Source organism: Micromonospora sp. NPDC049089 (assembly GCF_040648775.1).
GTDB lineage: Bacteria > Actinomycetota > Actinomycetes > Mycobacteriales > Micromonosporaceae > Micromonospora.
Genome location: NZ_JBEZEH010000074.1, coordinates 18,785 through 29,314 on the forward strand (window position 1 = coordinate 18,785; position 10,530 = coordinate 29,314).

General features: G+C 71.8%; 13 protein-coding genes and 1 pseudogene. 6 read left to right on the forward strand and 8 right to left on the reverse strand.

The genetic code is table 11. From position 1 onward, the window contains the following. Nucleotides 1-12 precede the first annotated feature (12 nt). From tatA to AB0B48_RS15170, 4 genes are all read right to left on the reverse strand, one after another. On the reverse strand, nt 13-327 hold the full coding sequence (gene tatA / locus AB0B48_RS15155; RefSeq protein WP_357201173.1) for a Sec-independent protein translocase subunit TatA: 315 nt from the start codon (nt 325-327) through the stop codon (nt 13-15). Nucleotides 328-486: 159 nt separating this feature from the next. Continuing rightward, on the reverse strand, nt 487-732 hold the full coding sequence (locus tag AB0B48_RS15160; RefSeq protein ID WP_357201176.1) for a hypothetical protein: 246 nt from the start codon (nt 730-732) through the stop codon (nt 487-489). A 10-nt stretch (nt 733-742) separates the two neighbouring features. Then, nucleotides 743-1,792 carry a YafY family protein gene (locus AB0B48_RS15165; RefSeq protein ID WP_357201179.1) on the reverse strand — a complete coding sequence of 350 codons (1,050 nt, stop codon included), beginning with the start codon at nt 1,790-1,792 and terminating at the stop codon, nt 743-745. Beyond that, a complete protein-coding gene (locus AB0B48_RS15170) occupies nt 1,789-2,787 on the reverse strand; it encodes a WYL domain-containing protein (protein ID WP_357201208.1) in 999 nt (332 codons plus the stop codon). The genes AB0B48_RS15165 and AB0B48_RS15170 overlap by 4 nt, the downstream gene beginning before the upstream one ends. A gap of 117 nt (nt 2,788-2,904) precedes the next feature. Here AB0B48_RS15170 and AB0B48_RS15175 point away from each other — a divergent pair, with 117 nt between their 5' ends. After that, entirely contained in the window at nt 2,905-3,909 is a 1,005-nt protein-coding gene (locus AB0B48_RS15175) for a cation diffusion facilitator family transporter (RefSeq protein ID WP_357201182.1), read from the forward strand. A gap of 49 nt (nt 3,910-3,958) precedes the next feature. After that, nucleotides 3,959-5,044 (forward strand): DUF3866 family protein, encoded by a 1,086-nt coding sequence (locus AB0B48_RS15180; protein ID WP_357201185.1) that lies wholly within the window; start codon nt 3,959-3,961, stop codon nt 5,042-5,044. Between the two features lie 102 nt (nt 5,045-5,146). Here AB0B48_RS15180 and AB0B48_RS15185 read toward each other — a convergent pair whose 3' ends face one another. The 4 genes from AB0B48_RS15185 to rfbA all read right to left on the reverse strand — a co-directional run bounded on the left by AB0B48_RS15185 (nt 5,147) and on the right by rfbA (nt 8,358). Next, nucleotides 5,147-5,341, reverse strand: a complete 195-nt coding sequence (locus tag AB0B48_RS15185) for a hypothetical protein (RefSeq protein ID WP_355007957.1) — start codon at nt 5,339-5,341, stop codon at nt 5,147-5,149. Nucleotides 5,342-5,420: 79 nt separating this feature from the next. Further along, nucleotides 5,421-6,779, reverse strand: a complete 1,359-nt coding sequence (pafA, locus tag AB0B48_RS15190; protein WP_210781723.1) for a Pup--protein ligase — start codon at nt 6,777-6,779, stop codon at nt 5,421-5,423. A gap of 68 nt (nt 6,780-6,847) precedes the next feature. Next, a complete protein-coding gene (rfbC, locus tag AB0B48_RS15195) occupies nt 6,848-7,471 on the reverse strand; it encodes a dTDP-4-dehydrorhamnose 3,5-epimerase (protein WP_357201189.1) in 624 nt (207 codons plus the stop codon). Next, nucleotides 7,468-8,358 (reverse strand): glucose-1-phosphate thymidylyltransferase RfbA, encoded by an 891-nt coding sequence (gene rfbA / locus AB0B48_RS15200; protein ID WP_355007955.1) that lies wholly within the window; start codon nt 8,356-8,358, stop codon nt 7,468-7,470. Before rfbA ends, rfbC begins: the two co-directional genes overlap by 4 nt. A gap of 85 nt (nt 8,359-8,443) precedes the next feature. Here rfbA and rfbB point away from each other — a divergent pair, with 85 nt between their 5' ends. The 4 genes and pseudogenes from rfbB to AB0B48_RS15220 form a co-directional block, all read left to right on the forward strand. Further along, nucleotides 8,444-9,445, forward strand: coding sequence for a dTDP-glucose 4,6-dehydratase (gene rfbB / locus AB0B48_RS15205; RefSeq protein ID WP_357201193.1), 1,002 nt, complete (start codon nt 8,444-8,446; stop codon nt 9,443-9,445). Continuing rightward, nucleotides 9,442-10,329 (forward strand): dTDP-4-dehydrorhamnose reductase, encoded by an 888-nt coding sequence (rfbD, locus tag AB0B48_RS15210; protein ID WP_357201196.1) that lies wholly within the window; start codon nt 9,442-9,444, stop codon nt 10,327-10,329. The genes rfbB and rfbD overlap by 4 nt, the downstream gene beginning before the upstream one ends. Beyond that, nucleotides 10,326-10,478, forward strand: a complete 153-nt coding sequence (locus tag AB0B48_RS15215; protein ID WP_357201199.1) for a hypothetical protein — start codon at nt 10,326-10,328, stop codon at nt 10,476-10,478. The genes rfbD and AB0B48_RS15215 overlap by 4 nt, the downstream gene beginning before the upstream one ends. Beyond that, a pseudogene (locus tag AB0B48_RS15220) lies at nt 10,444-10,530 on the forward strand (1-acyl-sn-glycerol-3-phosphate acyltransferase); the annotation flags it as partial. The gene AB0B48_RS15215 and the pseudogene AB0B48_RS15220, both read left to right, overlap by 35 nt.

Genomic DNA, 10,530 nt, shown 5'->3' on the forward strand with positions numbered 1-10,530 from the left:
GGGGCCCTTCGGTCAGTTGTCGCGGACGCGGTGCACCGGGTCGACGACCGGCTGCTGCGGCGGGGCCTGCTGGTACGGGGCCTGCTGCGGCTGGCCAGCGTACGGCGCCTGCTGCCCGGCGTGCGGCGGCAGCGGCTGGTAGCCGGTCTGCGCGTCGGCCTTCTCGGCGAGGTCGCGGTCGTCATCCTGCAGGCTCTTGGTCTCGGCCTTGATGATCCGCAGCGACCGACCCAGCGAACGGGCCGCGTCGGGGAGCCGCTTCGCACCGAAGAGCAGGATCAGCACAACCACGAGAACAGCGATGTGCCACGGCTTGAGGGCACCCATGAGAAGCTCCAGTCGCTCTGTGTCCGGGGGGTGGTACGCAGCCCATCGTACGTGCGGATCGGCTGCCTGCCACCCGCTGGGTGGTGGTGGTCTGGGCGGGAGGGTGAAGTCTTGACCAACCCGCGATGATCCGTCAACCATCGCCGGGTGCGTGCCCGATCAGCCGCGCTTGGCCTTGATCACCGCGAGTCGCTGGGACGTGGTGTCGAGCCGACGTTGGACTTCCTCGGCACGCTGTTGCAGCGCCTCGGCGGTGTCCCGCAGCGCCTCGGCCTCCGCAGCGCGCCGCTGCAACGCCACGGCGGCGCGGCGCAGTCGGGGCAGCCGGGCCAGCACCGGGCGCACGGCCAACGCGAGCACCACGAGAGGTAGCAGCACCACCGCGAGCACGATCCAGATCAGCACGGCGGTCAGCCTACTGGGTGCGGCCGGCCACCGCCGGGTCACCCGACGGCGCGCGCTCCGGGTCGACCTCGGGCAGCCGGGGCACGGCCGCGGGCACGGCGTACGCATCCAGCGCGGCGGCCGCCGTCGCCCGCACCTGCTCGGCCAACTCCACCGGGGCGACCACTGTCACCTCCGGGCCGAGGCCCAGCACGAACCGGCGGGCCCACCCCAGGTCGGTGACCCGCAGGGAGACGAGCCACTGGTCGCCGTCACCGGCCTCGACCCGCTCGCACGGGTAGTACTCGGTGATCCACCGTTCGCCCCGACCGATGCGCAGGGTGATCAACGGTAGGTCGGCCGAGGGGCGGAACACGCCCTCGGTGAGGTCGTGCGGGACGGCCTGGGGCGGCACCGTGGCCGGCTCGTCCAGCTCGGTGACCGCGTCGATCCGGTCGGCGCGGAACAGCCGGACGGCCTCCGCGCGCCGACACCACGCCTCCACGTACGCCCGCCCGCCGACCATCAGCATCCGCAGCGGGTCGATGACCCGCTCGGTGGTCTCGTCCCGGGCGGCCGTGTAGTAGGTGATCCGCAGGGCCCTGCCGCCCTCCACGGCGGCGCGCAGCGCCTCGACCCGCGGGGTGTCCCCGGGTAACCGGACCGCCACCGGCGCGCCCACCAGGTCTCCTGCGGCCTCGATCTTGGCGAGGGCCCGTTCGACGGCCTCCCGGTTGGCCACCCCGGGCGTCTCGGCCAGCATGCGCAGCGCCACCACGAGGGCCAGGGCCTCGTCGGGGGTCAGTCGCAACGGCCGGTCGATGCCGGCGTCGTAGGTGATGGTCACCCGGTCACCGTCGAACGCCATGTCGATCAGGTCACCGGGGCCGTACCCGGGGAGCCCGCACACCCAGAGCAGCTCCAGATCCTCCCGGAGCTGGCGCTCGGTGACGCCCAGGTCACCGGCCGCCTCGGCGATCTCGATGCCGGGCCGGGCCAGCAGGTAGGGCACCAGGTTGAGCAGTCGGGCCAGCCGGTCGGCGGACGCGCGGGAGCCGTTGCGGGCGGCCGGGCGGGTCACCGGGCACCCCCGCCGACGGCCAGCTCGTCGTGGCGCACGGCGATCTCCTTGAGTCGTTGGATGACCGCCTCGCGGACCTCCGGTGGGTCGATGACCCGCACGTCCGGGCCGTAGCCGACGAGATGACCGGCCAGCCCGTCCGGGTCGGCGTACGGCAGGACCAGCCAGTCGCCGTCCGGCCCGGCGGTCACCTCCACCGCCCAACGGCGCAGCCCGGCGGCCCGCCCGGGCGCGGCCAGCACGGTGGCCCGACCGGTGCGCTCCACCGGACCCGACCAGCGGGCCACGTGGCTGATCAGGTCGACGTTGGCCGGCGGCTCGTACGCGCCGGGGGCGCCAGTCACCCGGACCGCGCCGACGACCCGGGACAGCCGGAAGCAGCGGGTCGCCTCCCGGTCCTGGTCGTGGCCGACCACATACCACCGGCCGCGCCAGCAGACCACGCCCCACGGTTGCAACCGTCGCCGGGTGGGCGCGTCGCGATCGGGCACCCGGTAGTCGAACCCCACCTCGCGGCGGTCCCGGGCGGCGGCGGTCAGCGGCGCGAACGCCGGGTCGACAGTGACCATCGGCTCCAGGCCGAGGGTCGCCTGCGGGTCCACGTCCACCCCGGCGGCGCGCAGCTTGGCCAGCCCCGACGACGCGGCGGCGGCCAACCCGGCGTGCTGCCACAGTCGGGCGGCGATGCCGACCGCTGCGGCCTCGTCCGGTTCGAGGAGGATGTCGGGCAGCGCGTATTCACGGTGGGCGATCCGGTAGCCGGGCTCGGCGTCGAAGGCGCTCGCCGTGCCGGTCTCCAGTGGGACACCCAGCTCGCGCAGCTCGGCCTTGTCCCGCTCGAACTTGCGTTGGAACGCCTCGTGGTCGCGCGCGTCGTCCGGATCGTGCTCGTAACCGGGCACGGTCGCGGCGATCTGCGCGGCGGTCAGGAACCGTCGCGTGGACAGCAGGCAGATCACCAGGTTGACCAGGCGTTCGGTGCGGGTCCGCGACACGCGGTAGACGCTAGCAGCCGACCCGCCCACACCGCGCACCCGCGCGGGCGTGCCGCACACTTGTTCGGATCGGGCCTCCCCCGGCGCGTCGCCGTCAGCGGTCATAGGGTGATCCTCATGTCGCAAGCGGAGGCCAGACCCGAGAGCGAGAGCGTCGGCACCGTCGTCGTCGCCGGGGCGGCCAACCTCGCCATCGCGGTCGCCAAGCTGATCGCCGGGCTGATCTCCGGATCAGCCGCGATGCTCTCCGAGGCGGCGCACTCGATCGCCGACACCACCACCGAGGTGCTGCTCTTCCAGGCGCTGCGCCGCGGCGCCCGCCCGGCCGACCAGCGACACCCCTTCGGGTACGGCAAGGAAAGCTACGTCTGGGCGTTCTTCGCCGCCATGTTCACGTTCGTCGCCGGCGCCGGTTTCGCCGTCACCCACGGCGTCACCACGATCCTGGTGCACAAGCACAGCGGCGACTACCTGATCTCGTACATCGTGCTCGGGGTGTCGTTCGTCATCGAGTCGATCTCGCTGGCCCGGGCCGTGCGGCAGGTCCGCCGCGAGTCGCGGCGCTGGCGGACCACGCCTCGGCGGTTCCTGCGGTTGACCGCCGACACCACCGTCAAGGCGGTCTTCCTGGAGGACAGCGCGGCCCTGATCGGTCTGGTGCTGGCCGGGCTCGGCGTCGGTCTGTCGCACGCCACCGGCGACGAGGTGTGGGACGGCGTCGCGTCGATCCTGATCGGGCTCCTGCTGCTGACCGTCGCCGGGATCCTCGCCAGCAACAATCTGTCGCTGCTGGTCGGCCGGGCCGTCCCGGAGCGGCTGCGACACGAGATCGAGCAGGATCTGGCCGGGCTGCCCGAGGTGGAACGCATCGACACCCTGTTGACCATGCAGCTCGGCCCGCAGGACATCCTGGTCGCCGCGAAGGTCGACTTCCGCGACGAGGCCACCGGCGCGCAGATCGAGGCCAGCGCCGACGAGGCCGAGCGGCGGCTCACCAACCGGTACCCGGAGATCCGCTTCGTCTTCCTCGACCCGACCCGTTCGATGCCGGGCGCCACCGGCACCGCCCGGCACACCCAGGCTGGGCCGAGCCCGGACGCCGGCGGCCCCGAACCGACCTGACCCGCACCCGGGCGCGGGCCGCCACGCCCGCGCGGCTAGCGTGCCCGTCATGGTGCGATGGCGTACGGGGACGGTGGCGACGCTTCGACGGCAGTGGACCGGGGCGGTGGAGCTGGACGTCGACCTGCCCGACGGCACGCGGATGCGGGCCCTCGCGTACCCGGAGCTGGTCGGCACGCCCCAGCCCGGCGACCGGGTGCTGCTCAACGCGGGCGCGCTGCTGATGGGGCTGGGCACCGGCGGGTACGCCCTGGTGGTCGCCCTGCCCGACCGACTGCCGCCGGACCCGCCGGAGGTCGCCGACACCCGCGACGCCGGGCATCTGGTCAAGGCCCGCTACACGCCGTTGCAGCCGATCCTCCTCGGCGTCGACGAGGAAGCCTCCCCGCACCGCGACGTGCTGGCCGACGCGGACGACCTGGGCGGCCTGCCGGTGGTCACCGCCGACCTGCACTCGGCGCTCCCGGCGATCCTGGCCGGCATCCGGGCCGACGCCCCGCAGGCGCGGGTGGCGTACCTGCTCACCGACGGTGGGGCGCTGCCCGCCTGGTTCTCCCGTACCCTCGCCGGGCTGCGGGACGAGTTGGTTGGCACGATCACCGTCGGGCAGGCGTTCGGTGGCGACCTGGAGGCCACCACCCTGCACGGTGGTCTGCTCGCCGCCCGCCACGTGCTCGACGCGGACGTGGCGATCGTGGCCCAGGGGCCCGGCAACCTGGGCACCGGAACCCGGTGGGGCTTCTCCGGCGTCGCCGTCGGCGAGGCGGTCAACGCGATCGCCACGCTGGGCGGGAAGCCGGTCGGCTCGCTGCGCATCTCCGACGCCGACGCCCGCCCCCGACACCGGGGCGTGTCACACCACAGCCTCACCGCGTACGGACGGGTGGCGCTCGCCGCGGCGGAGCTGGTGGTGCCCGACGACCTGGACCCCGCCCTTGCCGCCGAGGTGGACGCGGCGCTGGCGCCCCTGGCGACCCGACACCGGATCGTCCGGGTGCTCACCGACGGTCTGGACGCCGCGCTGCGGGCCAGCGCGGTACCCCTGTCCACCATGGGCCGTGCCCTGGACGCCGACCACGCCTACTTCCTGGCAGCAGCCGCCGCCGGCCGCCACGCGGCAACCCTGCGCCCCTGACCCCAGCCCAGTCCGCGTCGATCATGAGGTTATTGCGCTCCGCCTCGGCGTGTCATGGCAATAACCTCATGATCATCGCGGACCGAAGAGGGTGCGTCCGGGTCAGGCCAGGAAGATCAGGGCTAGCCAGCCGCCCACGATGAGCGCCAGCGCCAGGGCCAGCACCCACGTCGGCACTGTGTAGTCACCGCGCCGGTTACGGTCGACCTCGGCGCGGATCTTCTCCCGCCGGCGTTCGATCCAGTTCTGCCGCTCGGTGCCGCGCTCGGGGCGGTCGGAAGGTCCAGAAGTCGTCATGGCGCGCTCAGCTTAACCGCTCGGCGCACCGGGCTGACCGGCCCCGTCGACGTAGCGCGTCGACGGGGCCGGCAACCGGTCACATGCTGGCGATCAGCCGCTCCACCCGTTCGTCGTACGCCCGGAACGGGTCCTTGCAGAGCACGGTGCGCTGCGCCTGGTCGTTGAGCTTCAGATGCACCCAGTCGACGGTGAAGTCCCGGCGCTTCTCCTGGGCGTGCCGGATGAACTCGCCCCGCAGCCGGGCCCGGGTGGTCTGCGGTGGGGTCTCCTTGGCCTCGAAGATCTCCGGGTCGGTGGCCACCCGGTCGACGTCGCCGCGGCGCTCCAGGAGCCCGTAGAGGCCCCGGCCGCGGCGCACGTCGTGGTAGGCCAGATCCATCTGCGCCACCCGGGGGTGCGACAGCGGCAGGTCGTGCTTGCGCTGGTAGCGCTCGATCAGCCGCAACTTGCTGACCCAGTCGATCTCCCGGGAGACCGGCTCCAGGTCGCCGCTCTCCACCGCGTTGAGCACCCGGCCCCACAGCTCGACGACCCGCTTGGCGGCCTGGTCGCCGCCGCGTCGCTCGACGAACTCGGTGGCCTTGGCGAGGTATTCCTGCTGGATGTCCAGCGCGCTGACCTCCTTGCCGTTGGCCAACCGCACCTTGCGCCGGCCGGTGATGTCGTGCGACACCTCCCGGATGGCCCGGATCGGGTTCTCCAGGGACAGGTCGCGCATCACCACCCCGGCCTCGATCATCCGCAGCACGATGTCGGCGGTGCCGACCTTGAGCAGCGTGGTGACCTCGTTCATGTTGGAGTCGCCGACGATCACGTGCAGCCGTCGGTAGCGCTCGGCGTCAGCGTGCGGCTCGTCGCGGGTGTTGATGATCGGGCGGCTGCGGGTGGTCGCCGAGGAGACGCCCTCCCAGATGTGCTCGGCCCGCTGCGAGAGGCAGTAGACCGCGCCGCGTGGGGTTTGCAGGACCTTGCCGGCCCCGCAGATCAACTGCCGGGTGACCAGGAACGGGATGAGCACGTCGGCGAGCCGGCCGAACTCGCCGTGTCGGGAGACCAGGTAGTTCTCGTGGCAGCCGTACGAGTTGCCGGCCGAATCGGTGTTGTTCTTGAACAGGTAGATCTCACCCGCGATGCCCTCGTCGTGCAGCCGCTTCTCCGCGTCGACGAGCAGGCCCTCCAGGATCCGCTCGCCGGCCCGGTCGTGGGCGACGAGATCGGTCACCGAGTCGCACTCCGGTGTCGCGTACTCCGGATGCGACCCGACGTCCAGGTAGAGCCGGGCCCCATTGCGTAGGAAGACATTGCTCGACCGGCCCCAGGACACCACGCGACGGAACAGATACCGCGCGACCTCGTCCGGGGACAGCCGCCGCTGCCCGCGATAGGTGCAGGTGACGCCGTACTCGGTCTCGAGGCCGAAGATTCGCCGCTCCATGGTGAGACATTAGCCGCCCGGAGGCCCGGTTCGTCACTGTCAGACCACAGGTCGTGCCCCGAGCGCCGTCACATACCGGTTGAGTGCGACATTCCGTCCGGACCGAGGCTCGCCGTGAACTGCCGGCAGCTGTCGTACTCCGGAAGCAGACCCCGCTCGCGGACCTGCGCCAGAGTCGGCGCCGCGTCGTCGCGCGCGGACAGCAACGGGACATCGGCGGGCCACTCGATGCCCAACTCCTCGTCCAGCGGGTGCACGGCGTGCTCGCCGGTCGGGTTGTAGGTGGTCGAGCAGAGGTAGCTCAACGTCGCGTCGTCGGTCAACGCGCAGAACCCGTGCCCCAGCCCCTCGCTGAGGTAGACCGCCCGACGGTCGGTGTCGTCCAGCCGGACGCCCTCCCAACGACCGAAGGTCGGCGAGCCGACCCGCAGGTCCACGACCACGTCGAGGACAGCGCCCCGCACGCACGTCACGTACTTGGCCTGCCCGGGCGGGACGTCGGCGAAGTGGACGCCGCGCACCACGCCGCGCGCGGAGACCGACAGGTTGGCCTGGGCCAGCCGGAGCGGATGCCCCACCACCTCGGCGAGCTTGTCGAAGCGGTACCACTCCATGAACATGCCGCGCGGGTCACCGTGCTGCTGGGGGATGATCTCCCAGGCGCCCTCGATGCTCAGCTCCCGGATCTTCACCAGGAACCCCCGTCGTTGCCGGCCTGATCGCTGAGCAGACCGAGCAGGTAGGTGCCGTAGCCGCTCTTGGTCAGCGGCTCGGCGAGCGCGCGCAGCTGTGCGTCGTCGATCAGGCCGGCCCGCCAGGCGACCTCCTCGATGCAACCGATCTTGAGACCCTGCCGCTCCTCGACCACCCGGACGAACTCGGCGGCCTGCATCATCGAGCTGAACGTGCCGGTGTCCAGCCAGGCGGTGCCCCGATCCAGCACCGTCACCGCCAGCTCCCCGGTCTCCCGGTACACCTCGTTGACCGCCGTGATCTCCAGTTCGCCGCGGGCGCTCGGGGTGAGCTTGCGGGCGATGTCCACCACCCGGTTGTCGTAGAAGTAGAGGCCGGGCACCGCGTAGCGGGACTTCGGCCGGGCCGGCTTCTCCTCGATCGAGAGCACCCGACCATCGGCGTCGAAGTCGACCACGCCGTACTCCTGCGGGTTGGCCACCTGATAGGCGAAGACCCGCCCACCGACCAGGTCACTGTGGTCGGCGAGCTGCCCACCCAGACCCACGCCGTGGAAGATGTTGTCGCCGAGGACCAACGCCACCGACTCGGCGCCGATGAAGTCCGCGCCGAGGATGAACGCCTGCGCGATGCCCTCCGGGCGCTCCTGACTGACGTACTCCAGCCGCAGCCCGAACTGGCTGCCGTCGCCGAGCAGCCGACGGAACTGGTCCTGATCGTCCGGAGTCGTGATCACCAGAATCTCCCGGACCCCGGCCATCACCAGGGTGGAGAGCGGGTAATAGATCATCGGCTTGTCGAAGACCGGCATCAGCTGCTTCGAGACCGCCCGGGTGATCGGCCAGAGCCGGGACCCGGTGCCGCCGGCAAGTAGGATTCCGCGCATCGGGGAAGCCTAGCCGCACCCGGGCACGTCGTGCGGGGGTCACACACCGGGCGCCGCCCCGCCCGTCGCGTATACTTCCGGACCCGTGAGGATCCTCGTCACCGGCGGAGCCGGATTCATCGGGTCGGAGTACGTTCGCCTGCTGCTGGGCAAGCCCCTCGGCAGCGCGGAGAGCGTGCCGACGCTCGAGCCGGCCGTCGTGACCGTGCTGGACAAGCTGACCTACTCGGGCAACCTGGCCAACCTCGAGCCCGTCCGCGACGACCCGCGACTGCGTTTCGTGCAGGGCGACATCTGCGACCCGGTGGTTGTCGACGAGGCGGTGGCCGACCACGACGTGATCGTGCACTTCGCCGCCGAGTCACACGTCGACCGTTCCATCGCGGGCGCCGCGCCGTTCGTCACCACCAACGTGCTGGGCACCCAGACGCTGCTCGACGCGGCGCTGCGCCACGGCACCAGACGATTCGTGCACGTCTCCACCGACGAGGTCTACGGCTCGATCGACGAGGGCTCCTGGACCGAGACCTGGCCACTCGCCCCCAACTCGCCGTACTCGGCGTCCAAGGCCGGCTCCGACCTGCTCGCGCTGTCGTACCACCGCACCCACGGCATGGACGTGGTCGTCACCCGCTGCTCCAACAACTACGGCCCGTACCAGTTCCCCGAGAAGGTCATCCCGCTGTTCGTCACCAACCTGCTCGACGGTGGCACCGTCCCCCTCTACGGCGACGGCGGCAACATCCGTGACTGGCTGCACGTGCACGACCACTGCCGGGGCATCGCCCTCGTCCAGCAGAAGGGCCGTGCCGGTGAGGTCTACAACATCGGCGGCGGCACCGAGTTGACCAACAAGGAACTCACCGGCCTGCTCCTGGACGCCTGCGGCGCCGGGTGGGACCGGGTCGTCCCGGTCACCGACCGCAAGGGCCACGACCGCCGGTACTCCCTCGACATCACCAAGATCAGCGAAGAGCTCGGCTACCACCCCAGCATCACCCTCGACCAGGGCCTCGCCGACACCGTCCGCTGGTACCGGGACAACCGCAACTGGTGGGAACCCCTCAAGTCCGCGCCGACCGCATGACCCGACTCCTCGTCACCGGCGCGGGCGGGATGCTCGGCCGGGACCTGATCGCCGTGCTGGGTGCACGACCCGACCTCAAGGTGACCGCCGCCACCCGCGCCGACCTCGACATCACCGACCCCGCCGCGGTCCGCACCGCCGTCGCCGGGCACGACCTCGTGATCAACGCCGGCGCGTGGACCAACGTCGACGCCGCCGAGGCCGACGAGGCCGCGGCGACGGCAGTCAACGGCCACGCCGTGGCCAACCTGGCCGCGGCATGCGCCACCGACGGAACACGGCTGATCCAGATCTCCACCGACTACGTCCTCGCCGGCAACGCGGACACCCCGTACCCGGAGGACGCGCCCATCGCGCCGGTCAACGCCTACGGCCGCAGCAAGCTGGTCGGCGAACAGGCCGTCGCGCGGCTGCTGCCCGACACCGGGTACGTCGTACGCACCGCCTGGCTCTACGGCGCGCACGGCCCGAACTTCGTGGCCACCATGCTCCGACTCGCCACCCAGCACGAACACCTCGACGTGGTCGACGACCAACACGGCCAACCCACCTGGTCGTACGCGCTCGCCGAACGGCTCGTCGCGCTCGCCGACGCGGCGCTGGCCGGTCACGCGCCGCCCGGCGTCTACCACGGCACCTGCGCCGGGCAGACGACCTGGTACGGGTTGGCGCGCGCCGCGTTCACGCTGGCCGGACTGGACCCGGACCGGATCCGACCCACCACCAGCGACCGGTATCCACGTCCCGCTCCACGGCCTGCGTACAGTGTGCTAGGGCACAGCCGCTGGGCAGCCGTGGGTCTACCCCCGCTTCCAGACTGGCACAGCGCCCTGGTTGACGCGTTCCACTCCCCCGCTCCACCCGCCCCGTGGAAGGTCGCATGAAGCTCACCCTCGTCACCGGCCTGACCGGCCTGCTGCTCCTCGGCACCATCGTCGAGCTGTTGCGCCGCCGTCAGCTGCGCGAGAAGTACGGCATGCTCTGGCTCGCCTGCCGCGCTCGACGAGGGCGGCGCGGTCGTGATCTACCCTGAGGGCACCACCACGCGACAGCCGGAGCTCTGGCCGATGAAGGCCAAGACCGGT